This is a genomic window from Picosynechococcus sp. NKBG15041c, assembly GCF_055380235.1.
Genome location: NZ_AP040363.1, coordinates 866,205 through 892,993 on the forward strand (window position 1 = coordinate 866,205; position 26,789 = coordinate 892,993).

At 50.2% G+C, this 26,789-nt stretch carries 31 protein-coding genes; 13 read left to right on the forward strand and 18 right to left on the reverse strand.

Annotated elements, in window-relative coordinates; translation table 11 throughout:
* Positions 1 to 123: 123 nt before the first annotated feature.
* From ACZ45B_RS04240 to mtnB, 5 genes are all read right to left on the reverse strand, one after another.
* Positions 124 to 336 carry a DUF2839 domain-containing protein gene (locus tag ACZ45B_RS04240; RefSeq protein WP_024545983.1) on the reverse strand — a complete coding sequence of 71 codons (213 nt, stop codon included), beginning with the start codon at positions 334 to 336 and terminating at the stop codon, positions 124 to 126.
* 114 nt (positions 337 to 450) lie between these two features.
* The gene (locus ACZ45B_RS04245) at positions 451 to 1,083 is read right to left on the reverse strand and encodes a vWA domain-containing protein (protein WP_029681826.1); all 633 of its coding nucleotides are present in this window, start codon (positions 1,081 to 1,083) and stop codon (positions 451 to 453) included.
* A gap of 236 nt (positions 1,084 to 1,319) precedes the next feature.
* A complete protein-coding gene (mtnC, locus tag ACZ45B_RS04250) occupies positions 1,320 to 2,006 on the reverse strand; it encodes an acireductone synthase (protein WP_024545981.1) in 687 nt (228 codons plus the stop codon).
* Positions 2,003 to 2,533: a 1,2-dihydroxy-3-keto-5-methylthiopentene dioxygenase gene (locus tag ACZ45B_RS04255; protein ID WP_024545980.1), complete on the reverse strand. Its 531-nt coding sequence runs from the start codon at positions 2,531 to 2,533 to the stop codon at positions 2,003 to 2,005. The genes mtnC and ACZ45B_RS04255 overlap by 4 nt, the downstream gene beginning before the upstream one ends.
* On the reverse strand, positions 2,530 to 3,168 hold the full coding sequence (mtnB, locus tag ACZ45B_RS04260) for a methylthioribulose 1-phosphate dehydratase (protein WP_024545979.1): 639 nt from the start codon (positions 3,166 to 3,168) through the stop codon (positions 2,530 to 2,532). Before mtnB ends, ACZ45B_RS04255 begins: the two co-directional genes overlap by 4 nt.
* Positions 3,169 to 3,465: 297 nt before the next feature.
* Between mtnB and ACZ45B_RS04265 the strand changes: the two genes are divergently transcribed.
* Positions 3,466 to 3,780 carry a hypothetical protein gene (locus tag ACZ45B_RS04265; protein WP_024545978.1) on the forward strand — a complete coding sequence of 105 codons (315 nt, stop codon included), beginning with the start codon at positions 3,466 to 3,468 and terminating at the stop codon, positions 3,778 to 3,780.
* Between the two features lie 110 nt (positions 3,781 to 3,890).
* Here the strand turns inward: ACZ45B_RS04265 and ACZ45B_RS04270 are convergent, their stop codons facing one another.
* The 3 genes from ACZ45B_RS04270 to ACZ45B_RS04280 all read right to left on the reverse strand — a co-directional run bounded on the left by ACZ45B_RS04270 (position 3,891) and on the right by ACZ45B_RS04280 (position 6,529).
* Complete coding sequence (locus tag ACZ45B_RS04270) at positions 3,891 to 4,352, reverse strand: ATP-binding protein (RefSeq protein WP_024545977.1); 462 nt, start codon at positions 4,350 to 4,352, stop codon at positions 3,891 to 3,893.
* A 169-nt stretch (positions 4,353 to 4,521) separates the two neighbouring features.
* Complete coding sequence (gene rlmD, locus ACZ45B_RS04275) at positions 4,522 to 5,880, reverse strand: 23S rRNA (uracil(1939)-C(5))-methyltransferase RlmD (protein WP_024545976.1); 1,359 nt, start codon at positions 5,878 to 5,880, stop codon at positions 4,522 to 4,524.
* A gap of 34 nt (positions 5,881 to 5,914) precedes the next feature.
* Positions 5,915 to 6,529: a peroxiredoxin gene (locus ACZ45B_RS04280; RefSeq protein ID WP_024545975.1), complete on the reverse strand. Its 615-nt coding sequence runs from the start codon at positions 6,527 to 6,529 to the stop codon at positions 5,915 to 5,917.
* A gap of 176 nt (positions 6,530 to 6,705) precedes the next feature.
* Here ACZ45B_RS04280 and ndhL point away from each other — a divergent pair, with 176 nt between their 5' ends.
* From ndhL to trpA, 3 genes are all read left to right on the forward strand, one after another.
* Entirely contained in the window at positions 6,706 to 6,939 is a 234-nt protein-coding gene (gene ndhL, locus ACZ45B_RS04285) for an NAD(P)H-quinone oxidoreductase subunit L (protein ID WP_071990944.1), read from the forward strand.
* Positions 6,940 to 6,995: 56 nt separating this feature from the next.
* Positions 6,996 to 7,316: a DUF3007 family protein gene (locus ACZ45B_RS04290; RefSeq protein ID WP_024545973.1), complete on the forward strand. Its 321-nt coding sequence runs from the start codon at positions 6,996 to 6,998 to the stop codon at positions 7,314 to 7,316.
* Between the two features lie 70 nt (positions 7,317 to 7,386).
* Positions 7,387 to 8,181, forward strand: coding sequence for a tryptophan synthase subunit alpha (trpA, locus tag ACZ45B_RS04295; RefSeq protein ID WP_024545972.1), 795 nt, complete (start codon positions 7,387 to 7,389; stop codon positions 8,179 to 8,181).
* Between the two features lie 12 nt (positions 8,182 to 8,193).
* Here the strand turns inward: trpA and ACZ45B_RS04300 are convergent, their stop codons facing one another.
* Positions 8,194 to 9,426, reverse strand: a complete 1,233-nt coding sequence (locus ACZ45B_RS04300; protein ID WP_024545971.1) for an MFS transporter — start codon at positions 9,424 to 9,426, stop codon at positions 8,194 to 8,196.
* A 35-nt stretch (positions 9,427 to 9,461) separates the two neighbouring features.
* The gene (locus ACZ45B_RS04305) at positions 9,462 to 11,981 is read right to left on the reverse strand and encodes an O-antigen ligase family protein (protein WP_024545970.1); all 2,520 of its coding nucleotides are present in this window, start codon (positions 11,979 to 11,981) and stop codon (positions 9,462 to 9,464) included.
* A gap of 70 nt (positions 11,982 to 12,051) precedes the next feature.
* Here ACZ45B_RS04305 and ACZ45B_RS04310 point away from each other — a divergent pair, with 70 nt between their 5' ends.
* Positions 12,052 to 12,558: an ATP-binding protein gene (locus tag ACZ45B_RS04310; RefSeq protein ID WP_024545969.1), complete on the forward strand. Its 507-nt coding sequence runs from the start codon at positions 12,052 to 12,054 to the stop codon at positions 12,556 to 12,558.
* Here ACZ45B_RS04310 and ACZ45B_RS04315 read toward each other — a convergent pair.
* Together ACZ45B_RS04315 and ACZ45B_RS04320 are read right to left on the reverse strand one after the other, a co-directional pair.
* Complete coding sequence (locus ACZ45B_RS04315) at positions 12,515 to 12,790, reverse strand: DUF3143 domain-containing protein (protein WP_024545968.1); 276 nt, start codon at positions 12,788 to 12,790, stop codon at positions 12,515 to 12,517. The two genes, ACZ45B_RS04310 and ACZ45B_RS04315, sit on opposite strands and share 44 nt — an antisense overlap.
* A gap of 88 nt (positions 12,791 to 12,878) precedes the next feature.
* Entirely contained in the window at positions 12,879 to 13,364 is a 486-nt protein-coding gene (locus ACZ45B_RS04320) for a J domain-containing protein (RefSeq protein WP_096416980.1), read from the reverse strand.
* A gap of 115 nt (positions 13,365 to 13,479) precedes the next feature.
* Between ACZ45B_RS04320 and ACZ45B_RS04325 the strand changes: the two genes are divergently transcribed.
* The 3 genes from ACZ45B_RS04325 to ACZ45B_RS04335 all read left to right on the forward strand — a co-directional run bounded on the left by ACZ45B_RS04325 (position 13,480) and on the right by ACZ45B_RS04335 (position 15,377).
* The gene (locus ACZ45B_RS04325; RefSeq protein ID WP_024545966.1) at positions 13,480 to 14,094 is read left to right on the forward strand and encodes a DciA family protein; all 615 of its coding nucleotides are present in this window, start codon (positions 13,480 to 13,482) and stop codon (positions 14,092 to 14,094) included.
* 344 nt (positions 14,095 to 14,438) lie between these two features.
* Entirely contained in the window at positions 14,439 to 14,705 is a 267-nt protein-coding gene (locus ACZ45B_RS04330; protein WP_051352930.1) for a hypothetical protein, read from the forward strand.
* Positions 14,706 to 15,113: 408 nt separating this feature from the next.
* Positions 15,114 to 15,377: a DUF6761 family protein gene (locus ACZ45B_RS04335; protein WP_024545965.1), complete on the forward strand. Its 264-nt coding sequence runs from the start codon at positions 15,114 to 15,116 to the stop codon at positions 15,375 to 15,377.
* A gap of 178 nt (positions 15,378 to 15,555) precedes the next feature.
* Here ACZ45B_RS04335 and grxD read toward each other — a convergent pair whose 3' ends face one another.
* The 3 genes from grxD to pyrF all read right to left on the reverse strand — a co-directional run bounded on the left by grxD (position 15,556) and on the right by pyrF (position 17,014).
* Positions 15,556 to 15,885 (reverse strand): Grx4 family monothiol glutaredoxin, encoded by a 330-nt coding sequence (gene grxD / locus ACZ45B_RS04340; RefSeq protein WP_038027900.1) that lies wholly within the window; start codon positions 15,883 to 15,885, stop codon positions 15,556 to 15,558.
* Between the two features lie 55 nt (positions 15,886 to 15,940).
* On the reverse strand, positions 15,941 to 16,201 hold the full coding sequence (locus tag ACZ45B_RS04345) for a BolA family protein (RefSeq protein WP_024545963.1): 261 nt from the start codon (positions 16,199 to 16,201) through the stop codon (positions 15,941 to 15,943).
* A 99-nt stretch (positions 16,202 to 16,300) separates the two neighbouring features.
* Positions 16,301 to 17,014: an orotidine-5'-phosphate decarboxylase gene (pyrF, locus tag ACZ45B_RS04350; protein ID WP_024545962.1), complete on the reverse strand. Its 714-nt coding sequence runs from the start codon at positions 17,012 to 17,014 to the stop codon at positions 16,301 to 16,303.
* Positions 17,015 to 17,221: 207 nt separating this feature from the next.
* On the opposite strand from pyrF, the gene chlG reads away from it, so the two are divergent.
* The 5 genes from chlG to ACZ45B_RS04375 all read left to right on the forward strand — a co-directional run bounded on the left by chlG (position 17,222) and on the right by ACZ45B_RS04375 (position 22,403).
* Positions 17,222 to 18,223 carry a chlorophyll synthase ChlG gene (gene chlG / locus ACZ45B_RS04355; RefSeq protein ID WP_024545961.1) on the forward strand — a complete coding sequence of 334 codons (1,002 nt, stop codon included), beginning with the start codon at positions 17,222 to 17,224 and terminating at the stop codon, positions 18,221 to 18,223.
* 263 nt (positions 18,224 to 18,486) lie between these two features.
* The gene (locus ACZ45B_RS04360; protein ID WP_024545960.1) at positions 18,487 to 19,176 is read left to right on the forward strand and encodes a PHP domain-containing protein; all 690 of its coding nucleotides are present in this window, start codon (positions 18,487 to 18,489) and stop codon (positions 19,174 to 19,176) included.
* Between the two features lie 252 nt (positions 19,177 to 19,428).
* The gene (gene purF, locus ACZ45B_RS04365; RefSeq protein ID WP_024545959.1) at positions 19,429 to 20,898 is read left to right on the forward strand and encodes an amidophosphoribosyltransferase; all 1,470 of its coding nucleotides are present in this window, start codon (positions 19,429 to 19,431) and stop codon (positions 20,896 to 20,898) included.
* Between the two features lie 42 nt (positions 20,899 to 20,940).
* Positions 20,941 to 21,900 carry a M48 family metallopeptidase gene (locus ACZ45B_RS04370; protein ID WP_024545958.1) on the forward strand — a complete coding sequence of 320 codons (960 nt, stop codon included), beginning with the start codon at positions 20,941 to 20,943 and terminating at the stop codon, positions 21,898 to 21,900.
* 245 nt (positions 21,901 to 22,145) lie between these two features.
* Entirely contained in the window at positions 22,146 to 22,403 is a 258-nt protein-coding gene (locus ACZ45B_RS04375; RefSeq protein WP_024545957.1) for a TIGR03643 family protein, read from the forward strand.
* Between the two features lie 73 nt (positions 22,404 to 22,476).
* Here the strand turns inward: ACZ45B_RS04375 and ACZ45B_RS04380 are convergent, their stop codons facing one another.
* From ACZ45B_RS04380 to ACZ45B_RS04390, 3 genes are all read right to left on the reverse strand, one after another.
* Positions 22,477 to 23,595: a class I SAM-dependent methyltransferase gene (locus tag ACZ45B_RS04380; RefSeq protein ID WP_029681824.1), complete on the reverse strand. Its 1,119-nt coding sequence runs from the start codon at positions 23,593 to 23,595 to the stop codon at positions 22,477 to 22,479.
* Between the two features lie 8 nt (positions 23,596 to 23,603).
* Positions 23,604 to 25,088 (reverse strand): M16 family metallopeptidase, encoded by a 1,485-nt coding sequence (locus tag ACZ45B_RS04385; protein ID WP_024545955.1) that lies wholly within the window; start codon positions 25,086 to 25,088, stop codon positions 23,604 to 23,606.
* A 61-nt stretch (positions 25,089 to 25,149) separates the two neighbouring features.
* Complete coding sequence (locus ACZ45B_RS04390; protein WP_024545954.1) at positions 25,150 to 26,754, reverse strand: Hsp70 family protein; 1,605 nt, start codon at positions 26,752 to 26,754, stop codon at positions 25,150 to 25,152.
* Positions 26,755 to 26,789: the final 35 nt, after the last annotated feature.

The window sequence follows — 26,789 nt, forward strand, 5'->3', positions numbered from 1 at the left end:
TCATGCAAAGCAATGGTTAATAGAACATGACATAGTCGGGACTTATTTGTGTTTTGGGGGAACCTCAAAGGCTTGGTGATGGGCTAATTTGCAGTGATGATTCTGCTCAATTGAAAGCGGAGTCTAATCAACAATCCACCAGCCCAGTCCGGGGCCAATGATCCGGACTGTCACCCAGACAGCAACCATGAGGCCAATCCCAATCCAAGCCCCTTTGGTGGTCAGGGTATAGGCCTGCTCCGCTTGGGTTTTGGTTAGGGGCAACCAAGGGTAAAGGCGCTGTTCTTTACCATAGTCTCCCCCCATGGATTTTTTGCGGCGCTTTGCTTCTCCCATTGTTCTTTGTCCTAATTATTTTGAATGATTGATGTGGTGGGTGCTTCGCTAGCCATCATACCAAAGTCACCCCAGGCGATCGCCCACCTGTTGTGATCATCGAAAACCAACGGCCTAATCCAATAGAGCTTTCAACAGCACTTCTGGCAGAGACATAGTGGCCATTTCATCGATAGTGACAGTGTCCACGATGTCAAATTTTGCGCCGGCCTGTTCGAGCTGATTATCAAGGGCCTTAAGGTAAGCCGTGGCTTTGCGGTCTTTACCGACCTGAATCAGAGAAATTCCAATCTCTTCATCACGGTCAATTTTATTAGCCGCTTCAATGATCACCCGCATGACTGCCTTGCCATCGTCCGGCTCACCATCGGTAATCACCAAAAAAGTTTCGCCGTTGGGTTTTGCTTCCCCCTGGGCTTTTCGCTCGAAATAATTATCAAGGGCATCCTGGAGCACAGCGGCGAGATCTGTTCGTCCCATGGGCTCATTTTCGGCATAGACCTGGGTCACTTTGTCTGCCGTTACATTGTCATAGCGCCGAAACCGCCCGGAAAATAAGTAGACGGTGATGCCATCGGGATCGATTTTTTCGCAGGTCTGGGCTAAAGCGAGGGTAGATTCTTGGGCAATGTCCCAACGGGTTTTTGTGGAACTGGGCAGATCACAAGTGTACATGCTGCCGCTTTTATCAATAATGAGGGTGTAGTCTCGATTTTCAACAAGGGAAATTTCTGAAATATCTACCATGGGCCGACTCCGTCACAGGTTAGGGATGCAAAAATGAATCCCTTCCGTCTTAGCCTAGCGAATTTCTTTGGGAAAAATTGCTCGGGTAACAATAGTTTTTAGATATTCCACCACAAAATGATTCTTGATTAAATCGCTTTAAAAAGTTCTTTTCTTTCTGTTAATTTATGCCAAAACTGGTGACGATCGTGGAGGCACTGAAAACGGAGGCGCTCACGGCAGAGCATTTGAGCGCCCTAGCCTAGGATTTCAATGGTCGAAAAATCGGATTCTTGGCGATAATTAGGGGCCGGGGCTGTCCCTGGGCGCACCAAGTGAATTGTCTGATAACCTGCTTGGGTAGCGGCATCGAGTTCAGCAGGGACATCCGACAAAAATAAAATATTTGTGGGGGGAATATTCGCCGTCTGGGCGATCGCTTGGTAGGATTTGACGTCCCGTTTTTGGCCCACCTTGAGATCAAAAAAGTAGTCGAAATAACCCGTCAGATCACCGTAATCAGAGTAACCAAAAAGCAATTTTTGCGCCTTCACCGATCCAGAAGAATAAATGCCAAGCTGAATACCCTGGGTACGCCATTGTTTGAGCTTGGGCAACACGTCGGGGTAAATATGACCCCGGAAATCGCCTTTTTTGTAACCCTCTTCCCAGAGAAACCCCTGTATCGCCTTGAGGGGGGCGACTTTCCGATCCTCGACGGACCATTGATGCAGTTGGGCGATCGCCCCAGCCTGATCGAGGGATTCACCCGTTTCCGCGAGGGCTAAATCTTGCACCTGTTTGAGGATGGCGGCAATTTCTGGCTCTTCAGCCCGGGCGGCGATGCTCTGGATATTTTCTCGGAAGTAGGGAAACAGCACATCAAACACAAAACTCACGGAGGTGGTTGTGCCCTCGATGTCCATCAAAACAAGCTGAATCATAGGGAAATGTCGCGGTACTGTTGCTCAACCTGGGACTCAGTGTAATGGGGCGTCCAGCCCGTCGTATCAGAAAAGATCCGGATTGCTTTCACATCAGGCACAGCACCCGCATCAAACCAATGCTTTGTCCCCTGGGGCACAGAAATCAAATCACCGGCTTCACAACACACATTGAAGACTTCCATTCCATCTAGGTTGAACCAAAATAGTCCTTTCCCCGCAACAAAAAAGCGCACTTCATCTTCGGAATGGGTATGCTCAGCTAGAAACTTGGCTCGAATCGCCGGGTAATTCTCAATGCCACTGTGAATATTCACCACATCGGCGCTCTGGTAGCCATTAGCCGCCATGTAGGGATCGAGCACTGCCCCATAGGCCGCTAAAACTTCTTCCTGGGAAGCATCTTGGGCTAATTCTGCTGGGGTTTCCCACTGCTCGAACCAAATGCCCTGTTGATTTAATAAGTCTTTGATCGCAGCGGCATCGGTCAGGGTTTGTTTTGATTCAGTCAGATATAACGTCGTCATCGGGAAGCCAGTGGGGGATTGATTTTCAGTTGTTCAAGCTCGCATTCTAACATGAACTCCCAGACCTCTAAATGGCGCTTGGCGATCGCCAGGGTTTCCCCCCAGGCATAGAGGCCATGTTTCGCAATGAGAAAGCCGTAGTTGCTTAATTCTCCCTGTCGCTGGGCCAGTTTTTCACAAAAGGCCACCATATCTTGATCATTGGCAAAAATCGGCAGGGCGATCGCCGTGGCATGGGTAGTCTGGCCCGCAATTCCCTTAATGACCTCGTAGTCCCTAAAGGCGATCGCCTCTTTTTGTTCAAAGAAACTAGATAACAAGGTCGCGGCCACAGAATGGGTGTGCAAAACGCAGGTCATCCCAGGAAAATGTTCATAAATAAAACAGTGAATCAGCGTCTCCGCCGATGGTTTGATCTGGGCATAATCCGGTAACGGTTGCCCTTGGCGATTCACCACCAAAAAATCCTCTGGCTGAAATTGAGATTTGTCCACACCACTACGGGAAACAAAAATTGAACCATCATCCCCTAAAAATGAATAATTTGTTGAAGTGGCTGGTGATTTTTTTTGGTGATAAAGCTCTCGAATGAGCTCAGATAAACTTGCTTTTTGGAATTGTTGCACTGTAGCCATCGGCAAAATCGAAGTAATCAAGGATAGCTCAATATTCTACTAATAAATATACCCTTACCGCAGGGCGTTAAGATTCCTTTGATTCCGCCATTTTAGCCCTGAACTCAGCGATCAAAGAATACCGTTGCAAGCTAAGTGTTTTTGCTTAGGATATGAACCTAGTTTACATATTTGTTAATTGATGTTGCAGCTTTGGGCAGGGCCTCTCATAAATCGTTTACAACCAGAACATAGTGCTGGTAATTAGCAGCAACTTTTGGCTTAAGAAAATAAAAAACTAAAAAACGATTACGAACTATGGATAACGAAATTAAGAAATATCGGATGGTCTGTACTCTGACCTTTGGGGATATTTACGGTCAAATTATTGTTTGGTTAATTGTTATTTTTCTGAGTTTGGCAACAACCCTAGCTTTATGGAGCGCAACCCGGCAAGTTTATGCCTTAGCAACTGTTGCTTTAGTGGTTGTATTATCCTTGCCATTTCTCCTTTTCGCCTTTGTAACGACACTCCTCAATCACATTGAATTTGTCCCTATGGGCGAATTTGAATCATCTAAAACCTTTGCGAACCGACGCACGACACCTGTCAAGCCTGCCACGGCGAGTTAGTCTTCAACGTAAATACGAACTGCAACTACTGCGGATCTAATGCTCATATTAAGTCATAACAAACCTAAGAGTATTATTCGCGGTAGTTATTTTTTTGACTAAACTTAGAATTAATATGAAACCGAGACATCTAGGGGAATCACTGGGGTACAACTGAAGCGCTTGGTGAGACGCAGTTGGTTTCCGGTCGGATTCCAGTGAACTTGGTCAAAAATTTGGTGGAGTAAACAAAAGCCGCGACCACATTCGTTGTCTTCTGGGGGGAGGAGATGGTCATCGAGTTGACAGCATTGGGCCTGACGGTCAAACCCTTCTCCTTCATCGGTGATAATCCAAGAGCATTGCTCGCTACTCATGGAGAAGTGCACAATCACTTTTTTGCGGGGATCGAGATCATTGCCATGTCTCGCTGCGTTGACCAGGGCTTCTTGGAGGCCGAGCTGCACTTCATAGCGCCATTCCCGGGGAATGCGGTCAAGTAGAAGGTCGAGAATCGGTACAAGATAAAGGGTGGAAGCAAAACTGAGGGTTGTCCAGTGGGACTTTAACGGTGGCAATGAGATCGCAATCACAGTTGGTGCTCCTTTCCGGATAGATGCGCAGGGATTGGCAAAAAAGCTGATTTCGGCGACCTGGTGTGGGGCAAAGCCCAGATGGTTCAACCGCAGGGCCTAGACTACTTACTTGTAGGGGATCCCGAACAAATTTGTTGTGGTTTCTGCCTTGTATTATACAAAAAAATCAGGGAGCAGCGAAATTTAGGAGGACGGCGCATTCGACGTGGGGGGTTTGGGGGAAGAAGTCAGCGGGCTGTACCCACTGGATTTGATATTGTTGGGTTTCGCAGAGAATCTTGAGATCACGGGCGAGGGTAGAGGGATTACAACTGACATAAAGGATTTGTTTGGGTTGGGTCGTCAAGAGATGCTCGAGCACTTGGCGATCGCATCCTTTGCGGGGCGGATCGAGGAGGACAATGTCGGCGGCTACATCTAGGCTGGGTAAGACAGATTCGACAGTACCAGTGTAGAACTCGACATTATGAATCTCGTTATGGTGGGCATTTTCCCAGGCCTGCTGGATCGAGCTGGCTTGCACTTCAATGCCGATCGCCTGTTTAATTTTTTGGGCGAGGGGCAGGGTAAAGGTTCCCACACCACAGTAGGCATCCACAAGAATTTCGTTACCCGTGAGGGTGAGCTGTTGAGTTATGGCCTCCAAGAGGGCTTCGGCCGCGCTGGTATTAACTTGAAAAAAGGTGTCGGGGCGCAGCTTGAGGGTGAGTCCGGCGAAGCATTCTTCAAGGTAAGGGCGGCCGGCGATCGCCTTTGTTTGTTCCCCCCAGATGAGATTCCCTTTGTTCGGGTTTTCGTTGAGACAGACCCCCACAAGACCAGGGTATTCTGCTAGCCAAGTTTCGGCTTGGGTTTCTAAGTTGACCAAATCTCCACTGGTGGAAATCAAGGTCAATAGCATTTCTCCGGTGCGCTGACCGATGCGGAGGGAGAGGTGGCGTAATTTGCCTTGATGCTTGGTTTCGTTGTAGATCGACCAGCCTTGATTTTGGATATCGATTTTGATGTTGCCCAGAATAGGGTTGAGGCGGGGATCTTGCACAGGGCATTGGTTGAGGTTCACCAATTGGTGACTACCTTTGCGGTAATAGCCGGCCTGCACATTGCCCATGCTGGCGGAGCGGCCAAAGGGGTAGGTGGCTTTGTTGCGATAACCCAGAGGCGCATCCCCACAGATGATCGGCTGAATTTCAGTCCCTTGAAAGCCGCCAATGCGTTGGAGAGCTTGTTTGACTTCATTGGTTTTAATCTGCTGCTGGAGTGTGTCTTCCACTTGGAGCCACTGACAGCCGCCACATTTATCGGCAACAATGCAAGGGGGGCGGCGCCGCTCTGGGCCGGGCTCTAAAATCTTTTGTAGCTGGCCAATCGCATATTGGCGCTTCAGTCGCACAAGCCGCACCTGGAGGCGATCGCCTGGCACCGTATCTGGCACAAAGACCACCTGATCGCCATAGCGACCTACCCCAGCCCCTTGGCTATTGAGGTCATGGATGGAAAGTTCAATTAGATCGCCTTGGTGCATGGTGCTCATTTCGGTTTCAACGTGCCTTCACACTTTAGCCTTTCTTGTTACGAATCCCGTCGTTTTGGGAGGCAAAATAATCATGTGCCGTCTTTGGGTCTGGAACCATCGTGCGATCGCCCATATGCCAATCCACAGGACAGACTTCATTTTGATGTTTTTGCACATGCTGAATTGCCTGGAGCACCCGCAATGTTTCGTCAATGCTGCGGCCAAAGGCGAAGTTATTCACCGTGATGTGTTGAATGACTCCGGCTGGATCGATAATAAACAATCCCCGCAGGGCGATCCCCGCCTGCGGATCTAGGACACCATAGTTTGTGCTAATTGTCTTATTGAGATCAGACACCAGCGGAAACGCCAAATCTCCAACACCGCCTAGTTTCCGTTCCGTTTGAATCCAGGCCAAATGGGCAAATTCACTATCAACGGAAACCCCTAAGACCTCGGTATTGAGTTGTTTAAACTCCCCATGGCGATCGCTAAAGGCTCCCACCTCCGTCGGACAGACAAAGGTGAAATCGAGGGGATAGAAAAACAACACCACATACTGTCCCCGATAGTCGGACAGTTTGAGGCGCCTGAACTCTTGATCAATGACGGCAGTGGCCCCAAAGTCCGGTGCCAGTTGTCCCACTTGTGCAGCCATGGCGATCGCCTGCTAACAAAATTTTCCCTAAGGTATCACAGGTATCTTATTCTCGCGAAAACCCTCTAAACCTCAAGGGAGAACAAAATATCTGGGTTTGAAACGATCATCACTTGGATCTGACCAGGGAAGCACTGCGGTAAAATAATCTCCAGGTAAATCATGATCACAAATCCATGCCCTTTGATATTCCTTTCGACACCCTACTCCTGGCAACCCTCTACCTCAGCCTGAGCATCACCTACCTTCTTGTACTTCCGGCAGGTCTGTACTACTACCTTAACAATCGTTGGTATGTGGCTAGTTCCGTTGAACGACTCATCATGTATTTCTTCGTTTTCTTCCTGTTCCCTGGAATGCTGCTCCTGAGCCCTTTCCTCAACTTTCGCCCCCGCCGCCGCGAAGTCTAAAATCTTCGCCACGCAACTGCCGTTACTAACCCTTGCCCATCCCCTCATACAAAACCATGCGTCGCATTGATATTCTGGCCATCAGTCTTGGTATTTTTCTCGTTGGCGGTCTCCTGTACGGTGGCTTTAAAGTGGCTGGTCTCGAAAGCTTAGATGCCGGCATTTGGTCCCAAGCACTATTGGTGCTGGTGGTTTTTGTGTGGGTCGGCACCTACCTATTCCGGGTCGGCACGCGCACAATGACTTTTCACAAACAACGGGCAGACTATGAGGAAGCGGCCCTACAACGGCGTTTAGATGCCATGAGCCCAGAGGAGTTGGCCCAACTTCAAGCAGAAATCGAAGCGGCGGAAGAAAAATCTGCCCCAAAAAAGTAAGGGAGATCTTTTCCGAAGGGGGAGCCAGGGCCGTACAATAACCCCTTGTGTATTTTTATCGAACAAAATCATGACCTCCGTTTCTGAACGTTTCCAATCTCTCAAGCAAGCGGGCCAATGTGCGCTGATTCCCTTCATTACAGCGGGCGATCCAGATTTGGAAACAACGGAAAAAGCCCTGAAAATCTTGGATGCAGCGGGGGCAGATTTTATTGAGCTGGGTGTGCCTTATTCTGATCCCCTTGCGGACGGCCCCACCATTCAGGCGGCAGCAACCCGGGCCCTGAGTCGAGGCGTCACCCTAGAGCAAGTTTTGGCAATTGTGCGGCGCGTACACCAGGAATTAACGGCGCCGATTATTTTGTTTACTTACTACAACCCGATTTTCTATCGGGGTATTGACGCTTTTATGGCTGAGGTGGCAGCGGCGGGGGTCAAAGGTTTGGTCGTCCCTGACCTGCCCCTGGAGGAATCACAACTGGTGTTGGATGCGGCGGCTAACCATGGTTTGGATTTGATTTTGTTAGTGGCTCCCACCAGTCCAACGGAGCGGATTGAAGCGATCGCCAATGCTTCCCAAGGATTTATTTACCTGGTGAGTGTAACCGGGGTGACCGGGGTGAGAACCTCCGTTGCCAACCGGGTTGGGGAGCTGCTGCCAAAATTGCGTCAAGTAACAGATAAGCCCATTGGCGTCGGTTTTGGGGTTTCTGACCCAGACCAAGCCCGACAAATTAAAGATTGGGGCGCTGATGGGGTGATTGTCGGTAGTGCTGTGGTAAAACGCTTGGCTACCGGAACTCCGGCTGAAGGCTTGGCGGCGGTCAAGGCATTTTGTGAGGCATTGAAGGCGGCGATCGCCTAGATTTTTTAATGTCTAGGACTCCGTTCTTTTGGGTTTCGTCAGATTTTCCAAGGAACGCAACACCAGTAAGCAAGGCACAATGCTCACCGCTGCTGCCAGCCAAAAGCTGTGGGCGATCGCCGGCCCCTGATCCAAGGCCCACCCCCCGAGGGGCGGCCCAATCAGATAGCCGATCGCCCAACACTGAGAATTCAACGCCAGATAAATTCCCCGCTGGGAAACAGGTGCTAGGTCCACCACCAGGGCCGAAGCAGCCGGGGTGTAAGCATCCGTTGCTAAAGCTAAAATCCCAAGGCTGACGATGGCTCCCAGGAGCACGGGCAAAGCTGTTAATGCAGTGCCCCCCATCACCGTAAAGCCAATCCCCCACAGCAAAAGAGACACCATTAAAGCGCGGGGCCGACTCAAGAAATTGAGACTACGGGCAATGGGTAACTGACAAATAGAGGCAAAAACAATGTGCCAAGCAAAAAGACCGCTAATCACTTGGGGAGAAAAACCCACAAAATTCGTCAGGTAGAGGGGAGCTGTACTTTGAATTTGGGCAATGTACAGCGTAAAGATAATGTTTACGGCCATGTAAATGAGCAGTCGCCGGTCCCGTAGGGCCAACAGCCAACTGTTTCCCTGGGATTTCGCCTCGTCATGGGCTTGGTACGTTTCGGCGATCGCCACCCAGATCACCCCAAAAAAGACCACAAAACTAATCCCGTCAAGCACAAAGAGCAAGCGGTAATTTTCGATAGTGGCGATAATCAGGCCACCAAGCATAACTCCAGTTCCCAGGCCAATATTATCGGCCAGACGCACCACCGCAAAGGCTTCATTGCGCTGATTGCCCGTCGTTAAATCGGCAACCACCGTTTCCGTGGCAGGCCAATAGAGGCCGATCCCCAAACCCATCAACAGGTTACCCAGCACAAGTAATTCAAAATTGTCCGCCGCCGCTAAAGCCACATCGGCGATCGCCGACACCGCCGCTGCTGTTAGGAGTGTTTTCTTACGCCCCCAGGCAGGATTATCTGCCCCTGTGCCCCCCAAAAAACGCCCCAGTACCCCAGAAATCGAGGCACTCCCTAGGGCAAGGCCCACTTGGGTCGCGGAAAGACCCACCTGATTGACAAAGTAAATCGGGGCGTAGAAAGCCGTAAAGCCCGTGCCAATCTGAGAAAGTAGTCGCCCTGCCGCGAGGATCCAGACCTGATAATCAAGACCCAGCAGCCAAGTTTTTTTGGGATTACCCATGGAATTTGCGTAGTGTGGTGTTTATTAACGTGAATTTAGCGCTCGGTTAGTTGAAACCCGTTGGCCGTCGGATGGGGTAAATCTAAGGTGTTGGTGCGGACTTCGTTAATCAGTTGGTCTAAGGTGGGGAAGGTGCGGGGATAGCCTCGTTCCAGCCCCAGGAGAGTCAGTAACTGGAAAGTTTCGAGGCCTTCAGGGCGGAGCACCGTATCGACGGCATCAAAATCTTCGCTGCGGTACAGCAACCGGGAAGCTAGGCGATCGCTACCGATGGGCCGGGCGATTTGGGGAATTTGCTTCAGCCATGTTTGGAGGGTCATGCCCTCGGCGCGGCGGGACGAAAGCAGATAGCTTTGGGGCTCTGTTTCATTCGCCAGTTGTACATTTAAGTTCAGTTCAAAATCCGCCTGAAACCAGGCTTTAAGAATCAGCCAACGGGTATTGTTATCCGGGTTTGCGGCAATTTGCTGGTCGATAATCTCTAGGGCCTGCTCCGGTTGGCGATCGCCTAAAATCAAAGCCTGAACCATGGGGGAAAATTGAGACAGGTTGTTTTGGTGGGGAATCGGCAGTCCATGCCACCATGCCAACCATGCCATCCGCTCCTGGAGGGTCAAGATATAGGGATCTTGGGGATCGAGGCGGTCAATGAGGGTCTGATAGAGAACGAGGGACGCTTCCACAGCCTCGATGCGGATTGCCGCCAACGGTTCCCGCTCCCACTGGCCAAAGGTCATCACCGTTGGGTCTACCAATCCCTGGAGCGCAAACGAGGCGATCGCCTTTTCCGGCTCATTGGTCTGGAGGTAGGTCTGGCCCAGCAGGAAGTAGGTGGGTTCTGATTCTCGGGATAGCATTTGGATCGCCCGCTCGAAGTAACCCTGGGCCAAGCTGGGATCTAGGTCTAACAGGACAATTCCGGCATTGACATTGGCGTAGTAATCGTAGGGAATACGCGCCTGGGCTTCAAGAAAATATGCCGCTGCTAGTTCCGTGGTGCGTTGTTTGTCTGCCGGGCGATCGCCGGCCAAAGAGCGCGTTTCCCAGAGCCAGAGACCCAGTCGTAGGGGATAGTTCACATTCCAACCGTTGAGACCATAGGCTTGGGTGACTTTGGTAAATGCCTCCTCTGGTCTTCCCTGGGCCCAGAGCGCTTGCCCCCGTGCAAAAAGATACATCCCCACGCTGTAAGGCGCCCCCACCAAGAGTGCCCCCAAAATTCCCGCCAAACTCCCAATGCTCCACAGGCGTCGCTGGCCCATGGCGAGAGGTTCAGGCTGGGCTTCACACAACGCTTGATCCGCGACAGTGATTAACAGAATGACGGATAGGGCTAGGGTTAAACTAATCGGAATATTTTCCAGCTGGTAATCGGTGAGAGTCGCCATGGCATAGGCAAACCAACCGCCCCCCAGACCATAGAGCAGTCGCCGCACTGCGGGATCGCTCGTTTGTTGATGCACCCGCCAACCCAAACGAACCAGTTGCACTACCAAAAAAGCGATCGCCAGCCCACCGATTAAGCCCAGTTCCCCCAGCAGCTGCATCGGATTGCTGTGGAGCTGCTGGATATGGGCCGCCCCGGAGCCCACTTCTAAGGGGCGATAGCGGTTATATTCCCGGGACATATTGCCCAGGCCAATTCCAGTGAGGGGGCGATCTTTGAGAATATTCAGGCCTGCTTGCCACATAAACAAGCGGTCTTCCGTTTCGCCATCGACGGTCACCTGGATACTCGGCAAGCCATTGTTAAAATTCACCTGCAAAAGCTGTTGCACCCGGGGATGTTGTAAACCTGCTGTGACCATGATCCCCAAGAAAAATAGGGCGATCGCCCCGGAAATGATACGCCTTTTCCCTTTGGTGCGGCTAATTACAAAAGCAATGGTGGCGATCGCCCAGAGGAGAATCCCCACAAAGCCCCCCCGGGAAGAGCAGGTGTAGAGGAGGTAAGGGAAAATAGCGACCAATAGGGTTAAGAGAAGCAAGCGAATTTTGTGCTGTTGGGCGAGGGCGAAACTGAGGATTATCGGCACCATCAGGCAAAAATAAGCCGCCATGAAATTGTGGTGACCAAAGGGTATCGAGTTGCGATCGAGGCTGTGATCACCCAGGAGCCAACCCCCCAAACTAACCAGACCAATCCCAAAACCGATTCCCACCAAGCCTCGCCATTGATTGTCCCAAGTCCAGAAACCCTGGCCGCTGAAATTCCGTAAGCCGTAGAGCGCGACCCCATAGCCCGAGACGGTGACCAGATTAAATAGGGCTACCCCTTTATGCGGGGCAAAAATTGCGGATAATATGCAGGCGATCGCCACCGCTAAAACACCCCAATCCAAGCCATAGCCCAGGGGCAGAAAAGGTCGCGCAAATTGCCGGAGCAGCACCATCAGACCGATGCCCAGGAGTAAAAAGCCACCCTGCCAGAGGAGAATCCAGGGGAAGGCCGCCATCAGGTAATAACTCGGGGGCAGAAACATGAAAATTACGAGAATCCCCAGCCCCCCAAAGGTGAGCCATTTTCCCACTGTTGTCTCAGAAGAAGTATTCATCCGTTGTGCTGCAGTTCCCTAAGATTTCAATAAAAGCTGGATTGAGGTTGCCAGATTGCCATCAACATTATTGCCTTCGCATTTTCTCATTGGTGCCCCCGCTTCTGGTAAATCTACCTTGGCCCGGTGGCTACACACTCAACAGCCCGCCTCCCACCTCATTTCCACCGATGAAATTCGAGCCGAGCTATACGGCGATCAAAGTATTCAAGGGGACTGGCTCACCATTGAACAGGTGGTGTTGCATCGGATCCACCAGGCGATCGCCCAGGGGAAACCGGTGATTTATGATGCAACAAACTGTTACCAGCCCTGGCGTTTAGAATTTCTCCAGAAATGTCCCCCCATGCCGTGGGTGGCTTGGTATTTAGCCTGTCCGTTGACGCTTTGCCTCGGACGAAACCAGAGGCGATCGCGCCAAGTGTCCCCGGCGGTGATCCAGAAAATGTGCCTCCATTTAGAAGAAGCGCCTCCCCGGGTCACAGAAGGCTTTGTGGCTTTAATCACCCTCCCCGATGTCACACCAGCAATATTCAGGGCCCTGAAAAAACGGCATCCTGAATATCTCGGCGGCTGAGGGAATATTTAAACGAACGTTGAATATCACTACCATCGGCCCCAGCTTTGAGATAAGACACCGATAGCTCTTCGACTTCGAGGCGAATTTCTGCTTGCCAGGTGGGGCGAGTGGCCGTCCAGCAGTGGAGCTGTTGGGGATCTTGCTCACAGCCCATCTCCCTTAGCCACTGCTCAATTTTTGGGAGGGGATGGTTGTAGAGAGGGCTATCGAGGGAAGGCATGGTAGACATCATGGTTGAGTTCAGGACGCGACGGTGTTCAAGGCCAAAATAAGAGAACACGGTCTAGTCTATCAATTCTTTTTCGCGGGGGGTTAGCCTAAAAAAGACCGTTTAGGTCTAATGCTTGGCGACTAATCCCAAGGGCGATCGCCAGTATTAAACAGCCTACAAAGGTGGTGGCCATGATAAAAAGGGCAAAAATTTCCCCCGCCGAAAGGGGCCGGTCGGTGGGGTCCAGGTAAGCAGAGTTAGAATAAGCATTCTCTCCTTGCTGATCCGGGAGCGGTTGGATCACGCTGTACCGCGAAAAGCCAATTTTTAGATCATAAAGTGATCGCCGCTCTGGGTTACTCAAGATGCCATAGGCTTCATTGAGCCGCTGGAACTTAGCCGTGGCCTCCGCTTCCGGTAGCACCGTTGTATCCGGGTGATATTGTTTACTCAGTTCCCGGTACCGTTGCCGAATTTCGATCACAGAAGCTGTCGGGCTTAGGCCAAATAGACCATAGTGGCTCTGGGCAATGCGGGTTTTGACATCAACTAAAGTTTGGGTTGTGCGAGACTGGTGGGGAGAACTAGCCATCGTTAACAAATCGCAGGGGTTGCCCCATATTCTACCGCTCCCCCCTCGGGCCGTAAGCCAGGGGCGATCGCCCAAGTTTTTTATCCTCATAAATTATCCCTAAGCCAAATTTTCCATGGGACTCATCTCTTCTGGCCAACTCCTTAAACAACTCCTCAGTCAGCCCGCCTGGTCGCACCAAAAACGTTTTGCTGCCGTTGCCCAGTGCTGGCAAGAGATCTTGCCCCAAAAAAGCCTCGCTAACAGTTTGCCAGTGCAGATTATCGACGATGTTCTCTGGATTGCCACCCCTAACCACACCTGGTCTCAGCACCTCAATCTCCAGCGCCGTCGTATTCTCCATCAACTGAACGCCCAGATTGACCCCCCCCTCAAAGAAATTCGTTTTTCTACGGTTCATTGGCATCGTAAGCCGGCCTATTCGCCCCTAGCTGCTGACCCAAATTTGCCCCATCCCAGTCAAATTCCCTTATCTGAGACAATCCAGGCGATCGCCCCGTGCGACTCCCAAGACCCCGTCGCCGTTGTCCGACATTGGGCAGAAACCCAACAAAAAATGTTGGCAGGGCTACCCCCCTGTCCCCGCTGCCATCGACCCACGCCCCCCGGAGAATTGACCCGCTGGCAGATGTGTACCTGTTGCATTGTGCAGGTTTGGCAAACAGAGCAGTCTGATTTCTGTCTTGGTTTACCCCCCACATCCCCAGGGTCTGAAGCATCAACAGACTAGTCACCATCGACTAATGCTCTTATTTTTTTAGCTTTTAACCCTTCGTTAATTTGATTTTTTAAAAAAAGATAAAAAACAATCTTTTGCTTAAAAAATGATCCCCGACCATAATGGTGTGTTTTTTAGGCAAATCTTGGAGGTTTTTCTGTATATATGCCTAGTGATTTTTATTGTTAAGAAATCGACATAACAAATGTAAAAAAAAACCAAACTTTATTTGTGTCCCGATCTTGGTTAACAGGGGATGCTTATTGCGTTCTAAGGTTTTTTGTCTCCCCGGGAGTCAGCACATAATGGAGACATTAATAAAAATCCGATGAAATTGTATTCTTTCAGGAGTATTTATGAAGCCGCCCAGTTGCTCAACTTCTACATGTAAGCATTGCCGCTACTTTCAGGCAGAAGGGCGTCGTGGCGGCATTTGTAAGCGTTTTGAGACCTTTGCTGCGGGAGATTGGACGAGCTGTGACTTTGCCCTACCGATTTTTGGCGAGGAATGGGAAGCTGCAACAGATCTAATACACCTCGAAAAGTCTTTTTCGTTGGAGTTCGCAACCCAAAAATCACCGACTACCATCACTGGCCACCAGTCAACCTATTCAGAAATTTAAGCGTGTTAATTGTGCAATTGTCCCTTTGCTCGCCTATCGTCACCTGAGACCAAAGAAAAACGATATTCAAATAGATCAAAGTTTGCATGGGAAACCGTGCTTTTTTTGTGGCCATTAGTTTGAAAAAAATTTCTAGGCGATCGCCCTTAGAATAACTAGATCACATAAAAAAATATGCCGGGCGACTGTAGAAACTTAATATTTTTTTAATAAAAAATCATAGTGAATGATGTAGTTAGTTATTTTTTCTGGAAAAGAAAAATAACTAGCTTAATTCCAAGCCAGAAAAAATCGACGTTAATCCCCAAAAATCGCTAAAATAAAGGCTATGGGGATCAGCACTGCAGCTCAGCAACTCGATTCGTTTTTCCCCACATCCCTAGTCGTTTTTCTAAGCTTCCCGTAACTATGCTCCAAGACAGTGCCTCCATCCGCTATTACCAACGCTTAACGGACGCCATGGTAGAACTGTGGCGCAGAGGTAGCCGCTATGAGGATATTCGCCAGTATATGGATGGCTACATTGCTTGTCTCCACCATACGGGAGCCCTAGAGATTTATAAAATTCACCGTCTCGAAGAAGAAGTTTTTCGTTTCCTGCGAGACCCGTCTAACTTTGAAATCGCTTATCCCCAGACCCAAACTCAAACAGAAACAGACTTTTACTATTAAATAGAAATGCTAAAAAGGCCCCTAGATCTCCAACATTGGAGATCTAGGGGTCTTTTTGAGGTTGCTAACTCACCCTAGGCAAGACATTGTGATGGGCAGGAAGCCCCATCTAAAACACACGCTATTTTTCTGGGTTCACTAGCACATGGAGATTCCCAGTGACTCAAGGAAGCTTCCTTTAGGAGGCAAGGGCGACTTCCAGCATTTCGTGGAGTTCTCTGGAGTTGTACAGTTCGACCATAATGTCAGAACCGCCGATAAACTCACCATTGACATAGACCTGGGGAATTGTCGGCCAGTTAGAGTAGTCCTTGATACCCTGGCGCACGTCATAGTCTTCGAGGACATCAAACGTAGCATAATCAACGCCAAGGCTATTGAGAATCTGAACAACGTTGTTGGAAAAGCCGCACTGGGGCATCAGCTTACTGCCCTTCATGAAAACAAAAATTTTGCTGCTGTTAACCAACTGGTCAATTTTTTCGCGGGTTTCAGGGGTTAAAGACATGAATTTTCCTCGTGATCTAAGGTTGATATTTTGAGAGACAATGGTGCTGGACTATCTAAATAGATTGGTCTACTTCAGCCCACTTGTCTGGAGTAAATGTCCGTAGGGCCAAGGCATGGATTGCTTCTGTCGCTAAGTCTTCCTTGAGGGCAGCGTAAACCATTTGGTGCTGACGCACCCGAGATTGCCCTGCAAAATCAGGAGAAACAACGGTGGCTTCGAGGTGATCGCCGCCACCAGTAAGATCCTTCACAAAAACTTGGGCTTCGGAAAGATGGGCTTCAATGGAGCTTTTGACTGCCGATAGGCTAACCATAGGTATCTGTTTTGAATAAATCTTAGATGTAAGCAGGAATATTCAGACTATTGTATCTTTAGTTTTTCTTTCTTCTGGGGATTACCCGGCAAATTGGGTCTAGTTCAATCCCTCAGACCCTCGGCCAGCGATCGCCAACTCTGCTTGAATTTTTTGCCAAGCAACTTGGGGATCCGCCGCCTGGGTGATCGGTCGCCCAATAACCAGGTGATTGGCACCCTGTTGAAGGGCTTGGTGGGGGGTCATGACCCGCTGTTGATCTCCGGCCTGGGCCCAGGTGGGGCGGACTCCCGGACAAACCAAAGTGAACTCTTTACCGCAACATTGCCGCAACATTGCCACCTCTTGGGGAGAACACACCGCCCCATCTAAACCAACCCCTTGAGCTAGTTTTGCCATATGTTGGGCAAAGGCCTCAAGGGAAAGATTAACCTGGAGTTCCTCTTTGAGTTGGGTAGAGCTAATGCTGGTCAGTACTGTAATCGCGATGAGTTTAGTGGGCGAATCACCTAAAGCTTCTTTGGCAGCAGTGAGAGCAACTTGGCCCGCTGCCCCATGGATCGTCAATAAATCGACTCCATAGCCGCGGGCAGAACGGCATGCCCCAGCGACAGTGTTGGGGATATCATGAAATTTGAGGTCAAGGAAGATACGTTTGCCTTGATCTTTGAGATAGCGCAAAATATCTGGCCCAGTGGCGACAAAGAGCTCTAAACCGACTTTCCAAAAAGTGACTTCCGGTAAGGTTTCTACGAGGGCGATCGCCGTCGGGAGATCCGGGACATCCAGAGGCACAATCACAGTATCTTGCATGGGCTTTGGGGTGATTTCAATTCCGTTAATTTAGGTCGTTTCCCAGCATAACGGTGTTTTGTTCTTTTTTAATCAGTTAACCCCTGGGCACAAATCCTGTCGGGGAGCTGGGTTAAAATGAACCCTCTGAGGCGCGAGATGCCAAATTGACCCCAGTTTTTGGGTCAGTTACTTTCTTTACTTGAAAAAAAATTTACCCGAATCACCATGACAGAAACGCCGAATCCAGACGCAACACCACCCGCTTCTACAGATGAGCAAGGTTCTAAGGCCCGCCAACTTCTAGGGATGAAGGGGGCCGCTGGCGGGGAAACTTCCATCTGGAAAATTCGCCTCCAGTTGATGAAACCGATTACCTGGATCCCGCTCATTTGGGGGGTCATCTGCGGGGCTGCTTCCTCCGGCGGCTATGTGTGGGGCCTCGAAGATTTTCTCAAAGCCATGACTTGTATGCTCCTGTCTGGCCCCCTGCTGACGGGCTATACCCAGACCCTCAATGACTTCTATGACCGGGAAATCGATGCGATCAATGAACCCTACAGACCGATTCCCTCGGGGGCGATTTCTGTGCCCCAGGTGGTGACCCAAATTTTAGTGCTCTTAGGGACGGGGATCGGCTTGAGTTACCTGTTAGATCTTTGGGCAGGTCATGACTTTCCCATTATGTTGGTGCTGACGGTAGGCGGTTGTTTTATTGCCTACATCTATTCGGCGCCTCCCTTGAAACTGAAACAAAATGGCTGGCTCGGGAACTACGCTTTGGGAGCAAGCTACATTGCACTTCCTTGGTGGGCCGGTCATGCGCTGTTTGGTACTTTAACGCCGACGGTAATGGTTGTAACCCTGATTTATAGCTTCGCAGGTCTTGGGATCGCCGTTGTGAATGATTTTAAAAGTGTGGAAGGCGATCGCCAATTAGGTTTAAAGTCTCTGCCCGTAATGTTTGGGGTCAGCACAGCTGCTTGGATTTGTGTTTTGATGATCGATATTTTCCAAGTGGGAATTGCTGGCTATCTCATCAGCATTCACCAACAGTTATACGCAACAATTTTGCTCCTTTTTGTGATTCCCCAGATTACTTTCCAAGATATGTATTTTCTGCGAGATCCGCTCAAAAATGATGTGAAATACCAAGCCAGCGCCCAGCCTTTTTTAGTGTTGGGGATGCTAGTGGCAGGTCTAGCTATGGGCCATGCAGGGATTTCCTAGGCCGTGATGACGGCTACTGGTGCGCGCTTGTGAGCCTATTTCGAATATTGAACAAGGACTTCTGAAACTACCTTTCCCTCCCTGGGTCATGATGATGTTGGGGAGGATTTTTTTTGATCCTGGGCTCAAGGGAGAAATTTTTTGTTATCTTGTGTGTAACAATTTGCAATACATAAACTTTTTTTAGCTTTCCTTTAAGATTTTATTACGATCTATTTTCTGCTCGCTCTTTAGCTTTGCGATCACCAAGGATCGCCTTCGCCATGACTTCTACTCTGTCAGTTTCAAGTGCGGCTCAAGATCTGCAAGCGCTCAAAAAGGCCTGGCGTAGTCTCACGGCAACCAGTTGCCCCACCCAGTACAACTTCCACATGCATTCGGTTTGTTCTGACGGTCAGCTTACCCCCACAGAAATTGTTGACCAGGCGATCGCCATCGGTCTCCAAGGTCTCGCCCTCACCGACCACCACACCGTCAGCGGCTATTACCAGGCCCAAGCCTATCTCGACAGCCAACGCCGCCACGGACTTCAATCGCTTCCCCACCTCTGGACAGGCATCGAAATTAACGGCATCCTTCTAGAAACCACCATCCATATCTTGGCCTATGGCTTCGAACCGGATCATCCTGCCCTCGTGGATTATCGACAACAACTGATCCCCGGAGGCGATCGCGCAGCGGCGGCAGCGATTATTGAAGCGATCCATGCAGCGGGGGGACTCGCTGTCTTGGCTCACCCAGCCCGTTACCGCCGCCCTGCTACCGAACTCATTCCGGCAGCAGCGGCCCTAGGCATCGATGGGGTAGAAGCCTACTATGCCTATGAAAATCCGAAACCTTGGGTGCCGAGCCCAAAACACACCGAAATCGTGACTCATCTGGGCCGGGATCATAACCTCTGGCTAACCTGCGGCACTGATACCCATGGCCGTAACCTCCAACATCGCCTCTAGGGCCAGTCCCTAAAAATTAATCGCCGCTTAACAAATTTCTGGCTTAAAATAAACTAACCTAGGAAACATTTTTACAAATTGACCCCGCTGATCTATTGTTACTCGATTTAACACGAGATTAAGTGGGGTTAAGGTGTTTATAAATTTTCGCGCCCATGGCGATCGCCGCCGTGGTATTGTAGCCAGCGTAAATTGTTCATATCTAAAATTCCCCTTCTTTCTTCCCCCGCAATTAGGAGTGCAACCTGTAGGATGACTGTCCCTCAACCTGTCTATGCCAATGATCACCCCGATAAACCCAAGGAATACTGTGGTGTTTTCGGGATCTACGCCCCGACGGAAGAGGTGGCAAAGCTCGCATATTTCGGCCTCTTTGCGCTGCAGCATCGGGGTCAAGAATCCGCAGGGATCGCCACGTTTGATCACACCCAAACTCATATTCACAAAGGCATGGGCCTTGTTTCTCAAGTTTTTAGTGAAGACAAGCTGAAGGAACTCCCTGGGGTGTGGGCCGTGGGTCACAATCGCTACTCCACTACGGGCTCTAGCCACCAATGCAATGCCCAGCCTGCCCTCGAAGAAACTCGCCTTGGCACCTTAGCCCTCGCCCATAACGGTAATTTAGTGAATACCGTTGAACTCAAAGAAAAATTGCTTTCCCTAGCCTCTGACTTAGATTTTCAGACGACTACTGACTCGGAAATGATCGCCAAGGCGATCGCCATTTATGTAAACCAGGGCAAAGATTGGACAACCGCGGCCATTGATGCTTTCAATCTTTGTTCCGGTGCTTATAGTCTCGTCATTGGTACCCCCGAAGGTTTGATCGGTGCGCGGGATCCCCAAGGCGTTCGTCCCCTCGTCATTGGCACCTTTCAGGAAGAAGACGGTACAACCCGTTATGCCCTTGCTTCCGAAACCTGTGCCCTCGATATCATTGGGGCAGATTATGTGCGAGATGTGGAACCCGGAGAAATGGTCTGGATCACCGAATCAGGTTTAACAGCCCAACAATGGGCGGCAAAACCCGACCGGAAACTCTGCGTCTTTGAGATGATCTACTTTGCTCGTCCCGATAGCATTGTCCATGACGAAACTCTTTTCAGCTATCGCCTCCGGTTAGGGGCTCAACTGGCGAAAGAATCTAATATCGAAGCAGACCTTGTGATGGGCGTTCCCGATTCTGGTATTCCGGCGGCGATCGGCTTTTCTCGCGCTTCTGGTATTCCCTATGGCGAAGGATTGATCAAAAACCGTTATGTGGGCCGCACTTTCATTCAACCCACCCAGCATATGCGGGAAGTGGGGATCCGGATGAAGCTCAATCCCCTTAAAGACGTTCTCCAGGGCAAACGCATCGTGATTGTCGATGATTCCATTGTGCGAGGAACCACCAGTCGTAAAATTGTCCGTGCTCTCCGACAAGCAGGGGCAGCGGAAGTACACATGTGTATCTCTTCGCCCCCAGTGACTCATCCCTGTTTCTATGGCATCGACACCGATAGTCAAGATCAACTGATTGCTGCCACAAAATCCCAAGCGGAGATCGCTGCCCAAATTGAGGTAGATTCCCTCACTTATCTAAGTAAAGAAGGCATGCTCGATGTGACCAATGAGCGCACTTCTAGCTTCTGTACCGCTTGCTTTGATGGTAACTATCCCATTGAAATTCCCGACGCGATCAAGTCATCTAAGCTAATGTTAGAGAAAGTCACTGTCTAACAACGCCGTTCTCCTGGGTTGAGGGCGGTATAGGAAAAAGCAATGCCTACCTATCCCGGAATTTCTAGCGAAGCCTTTCGTCATCCCCTCGATCGCCAGGCCGAAGAAGCCCTCCGTAATCTCCCCGGATTCAAACTGCTGGCCAGTCGTTTTGTGGAATATATCTACGAGCGGCCCCAGCAGGTTTTTTTGATGGGGAACAATATCAAGGCGGGGCCGCGTCAATATTCGACCCTCTATGGCATTTTTCGGGAATGTGTCCGCGACCTCGATATTTCCCTAGAACCGGCTCTTTACGTAAACCAAAACCCGATGGTGAATAGCTATGCCCTCGGCCACGAAAATCCTTATATTGTGGTAAATACAGGCCTGATGGATCTCCTCGATGAAGCGGAGCTACGGACAGTGATGGCCCATGAATTAGGGCATATCAAATGTGACCACACGACCTTGATTCAGATGGCGATGTGGGCTATGGGAGCAGCTTCTTTTGTTGGGGAAATTACCTTGGGCCTTGGTAATGTGATCACAACGGGTTTACTCTATGCCTTTTATGAGTGGCGACGAAAAGCAGAGCTATCAGCAGACCGGGCTGCCCTTCTGGTCATGGATGACCTCAACCCGATTCTTCAGACGATGATGAAGCTGGCGGGGGGTAGTAACAAATACAGCCATGAATTGAGCTTATCTGAATTTACCCAACAGTCCGAAAATTACGATGCTTTAGACCAAGATCAACTGAATCAGATTTATAAATTTCTGATTTATAACGGCAGCAATGGGACATTTTTGAGCCATCCTTTTCCAGTGGAGCGGCTAAGTTTTATTAAAAACTGGGAAGCTTCTGCAGAATACCAACAGATTAAGCAGGGTCATTATGATCAAGCTGGGACTGGGTCTGTAGATGTGGCTGTCGAAAATGAAGATACAGTCGAAAGTTTGCGTCGCCAAATTGAAGCATTAAAGGCAGAAATTAGACAAGCTCAGAATAAAGCTCCATAGGAAAAGCTTGAATGTCATTGCAAGATTATGCTCACAAGTGTTGCTTAAATTGGCATGGGGTTGACATATGGCCTACTGTGTAGAAATTTTAGGGCGTAGAAGTGCCTGCATTACGTAGGAAATTCTTGCTAAACTTCATATTACTTCCCTAAATTTTCTTTTGTGAATGAGACGTGGGATTTCAACTTGTTTGAGATTGTTGTACATTCTCATGGGTCTTCCGTTGTGGGGAAAAGTGGAAAGAGATGAATTTTGAAATGTTAGATGATGTCACTGTTGACCGTGTGATTGAAATGGCATGGGAAGATCGCACAACTTTTGAGGCGATTGAGATGCAATTTGGTCTTCAGGAAAAGGAAGTGATTCAGATCATGCGCCGTTATATGAAGCGTTCTAGTTTTAAGATGTGGCGCAAGCGGGTGGCAGGTCGCAAGACGAAGCATGTTCAAAGGCGTGATTTTCTGGAAGGACGATTTCGATCGCCTAACCAAAAAGGTTCATAATTGTAGCCAAAATTTTAACCCGCTATTCCATTAGGTGGTTAAGGTTTAAGGCAAACGATATGGCCGCAAGAAATTAATGATTATTTTCGTTTCTGGGATTTGCTTTGGCGATCGCCTGAATATCCGCCATTGTTGCTGTCGTTTTAATCGCCTGGGGGTTGATATGGGTGCGACTAGAAGAAAACCCCTGTTGACGTAACATTTCAAGAAGCCAATCTAGCTTGGGCAAATCAATTTTGGCCCGGGCGCCAATTTCTTTTAAAGGGAAAAAATAGGGCGGTAACTCGTTTTCCGTTTGCATCGTTTCTAGGATCTTAAACACATCTTGCCAGTCCCACCGTTGGGCGATCGTCGCCATTTCTTCAAGGTAATCGCCATTGTGCAACGCCCCAAGCCACATCGGGCCGCTGAGGGTCAAAGGGAACTGGTCATAGTCACAGGCGGCCTGGGATAACTTGCGCCAAGAAGGGAGGCCGTAGTTTCCACAATGGTGACAATAGCCAAGGAACCCATAGTTTTCTGCTGTGAGATTTGGCTTCGGTTGTAAACGCACCATCACCCGGCAAGTGTCTCCCCAAAAGAGTGAAAAAATGGGCTCAATACCCAAATCTCGCTGGGCTGCCTGTTGCGCCAAACTCCCCAACAACAGCCGTAGACCCTGCTCCTGCACAGAGGGATGCGATCGCCCGTAGGCGCCATATTTTCGCAGCGCCCGTTGGGGTTCCCGGCCGCTGTAGGTGCGGCCATCGGTACTCGTGAGATAGATCAAACCTCCCAGGGTGGTAATGCCCAGAGCCTCCTGCACAAACGCTGCCCCTGAGCCAAAGCCATCGATATCCACCAGGTCATAGCGATCGCCCATTAGTTGCCGCTCCAGACAGAGGCGCCGGAGAGAGAGGGCACTAACAAACTGCTGGTCTGGGGGAATACAACGTAAATTTGTCGTCAGGGTTTCCAGGAGCTCCGGATTTCCCTCATTAGCCCAGACCCAATCCGCCTTTGCCTCTTGGAAATACCGAAGTGAGCGCACCCCCGTTGCCGACATCCCATCAAGTACCTGTAAACGGCCCTGTTCCCGTTGATAAACAGCGGCCGCGAGGACACCGAGATCACGCACCAGCCGGCTTTTGGGTCGATAGAAACCTGTGCCGACCTGAAACTGTACCGACCGCTCTTGTACCAGTTGGGTCACGGTAGTTCCTACTCCGGAATAGTGATATCTACGGGCGTCACCTCACTGAAGATGCTGGTGAGAGATGGATCCATCCCCGCGCCATTACCCACCACTAAAACTGTCAATTCATCAGGTTTGAGATAGGTCTGGGCAACCCGCTGCACATCGGCAATCGTTGTTGCTTCCACTTCTTGCTGGTATTGGAAAATAAAATCTGCGGGGTAATCATAGTATTCGTAGCGCATCAGGCGAGAAAGGGTCTGGCTTGGGTCAGCGAAGTTAAACACAAAAGAATTGAGGATCGAATCCTTCGCATAGGCCAGCTCCGCCTGGGTGATGGGCTCCGTCTGGATGCGTTGCATTTCCCCCTTGAGCGCAGTGATAAAGGGGATGGTGGCCTCGGTACGAGTCGAACCGCCAGCGATAAATTGACCATCGTAGTCATAGCCTGGACTCCAAACCCCATAGACAGAATAGGCCAGTCCCTGGCGGGAGCGAATTTCGTTAAATAGTCGCCCACCAAAGCCATTGAGAACCCCGTTCATCACCGACAACTCGGCGTAATCGGGGTTACTGAGTTGCCCTCCCTGGTGGCCGATAAAAATACTACTTTGAGTCAGTTGGGGTTGATCTACCAAAAAAGCACCGGTGCGGGCGGGCTGATCCACAGCTGGGGGTGTGAGGTCGGCACCGGGATTTTCATTGGTCCAACTGCCGAAAACCGCCTCGATTTTTGCTTTGGTGGCAGCTTTATCAATGTCGCCGACGATGCCCAGGATCATCTGGTCTGGGCGAATATAGGTGCGGTAAAAAGCGATGAGGTCATCCCGCTCAATGTTAGCAAGGGTGGCGTATTCGGTGGTGCGAGCGTAGGGACTATCGGCCCCATAAATCAATTTGCTAAATTCGCGGCCGGCGATCGCATCGGGTTCATCATTACGGCGGGAAATGCTGCCAGCGGTCTGACGCTTGGCCAGATCCAGTTTGTCCTGGGGGAAAGCGGGTTGTTGAAGGACTTCGGCAAACAGGTCAAAAACGAGGTCAAAGTCCTCTTTGAGGGCGCTAAAGGAGGCACTACCAGAGGCTTCCCCAATGCTGGTTTCGATGCTGGCGGCCCGTTGCTCGAGGATATTGTTTAATGTGTCGGCGGGATGATTGAGTGTGCCACCACTGCGCATCACAGTGCCTGTGATCCCAGCTAGACCCACTTGTTCGGCAGGTTCAAGCCGGGAGCCAGTGCGCATGATCGCTGAACCACTGACCAGCGGCAAACGGTGATCTTCCATGAGGTAAATCACCATGCCATTATTGAGTTCATAGCGCTCATAGTCAGGAATGCTGAGCTCCGGCAGGGGCGGAAATTCTAATTCATCGTAACTTTTGGGGGTAAGGGCGATCGCCGGACTGGGGAGCAGTTGCACCACCACTAAACCGACAAAAAACAGTGTCCAACCCCGTCGATACCATTTGGTAAAAAAGTAGCGCAGTTGTTTTAGTTGGGGCGTTTGCATCGGTTTTGTGAGGGTGAAGGGCATCTATTGGATTTTAGCAGGGGAGCTTGGGGATGGGCAGTCAACTCAGCTCAGCCACTTTTTGATTTTCCAACAAGGTGATATTACGCAGGAGATCTTCGACGGTGACCCGCAGCGTGCGATCGCCATCGACGAGAAATTGTAACTTGATGCGATCGCTCCCCGGATAGCCCACCGGATCGAGCTTGGCCACGGTGCGCGCCCCCTCCCGGTCGTTGAGGGGTTTGACGTTGGTCTGGTCAGCTCCCAGTTGCCGGGTCACCAGGCGATCGCCATCGAAATAAACCTCTGTGCCAGTGCTCTGTTCCCCCAGTTCACCGATGATCAGTTCAATGCTGGGCTGCTGATCCATTGATGCTCCTAGGGTAATTTCAATGGGTTCGGCCATAGGGTAGGGTTGACCTTGGTTAATGATCGGCTGCCAATCGTGGCGATTGTAGCGGCGGTTCCAGTAGCGGATCCCATAGCTGTGATAAAGGAAATCTTTGAGCTCAAACCCCTGGGCCAACTGCAACGCCCCACAGGCGATCGCCCCAAAGGGATTATCCCGTTTAATTTTTTCCGCGGGGAAATAACCCTCTAGCCAGCTTTGCACCAGGGGAATTTGACTCGTGCCCCCCACCAGCAGCACCGCCTCGATGTCTTCTTTGCCAATGCCATTGCGCCGGGCCTGTTGCAACACCTGGGTCATCAGGTCATCCAGCTGGGTAAGAAAACCTTGATTTTCTAAAATGTCTTCAAATTCCGCCCGGTTGAGGCTTAATTCGTAACTTTCAAAGGTTTCACTGTTGTAATAAACCTCCGTCGCCTTCGTTTTTTGGGAAAGGGCAATTTTTAAGCGTTCTACGAGGCGAAAACTTAAGGCATCCTGGGGGAGCTTTTGCCGGCTTTGAAAATATTCAAACAGCCAGTTATCGAGATCTGCACCGCCTAAGTTTTTGCCAGCCTTGGCGATCGCCTTCGCCGTTTTCACCTTCTGGGTTTTACTCTCAGCAAAAGATTTGCGGCCCCACTTCAAAATAAAACCCGTTGGTTTACTTTGGCCCTGGGCGAGGTTGAGATCCACCAGGGAAAAATCCACTGTTCCCCCGCCAAAGTCCACCACCAGAATGCGCTTTAACGCTTCGGCCAAAGCACCATAGCCCAGGGCCGCCGCTGTGGGTTCGTCCAAAAGCTGAATTTTTTCTAACTCTGGCAGGGTTTCACAAACGCCACTGAGCCAACTGCGATACGCCTCAAAACTATCGACAGGGACGGTTAAAACAAGGCTATCGAGGCTTTCCCCCTGGGCCTTAAGTTGCTGAAAAATGCGGCTGAGGAAATATTCTCCCATCTTCTCAAAGGTGATTTTTTCACCGTCTAACTCCGGTAAAAAACCTTGAATCGCCGTGCCGATCCCCCGTTTAAAGTTGCGAAAGTAGCGGGGATCCTGGGGGCGGTCTAAACCGCGATCGCCAATGGCCTGACCGATGACAACTTTCTGGGCAGCGGCATCTTCCACATAGAGCAAACTGGGGATCAGGGGTGGGTTGGGCGCAAGCTGTTGGGAGAGACCGTCGAGTTTGAGAATTTCTGGAGCGCCTTTGGCGGCATTCCACCGGGTCACTAGGGTATTGCTCGTCCCAAAATCCACTGCGATCGCCATAATTTTCTGCGGTTATTTGCTGAAGTGCTGAAATG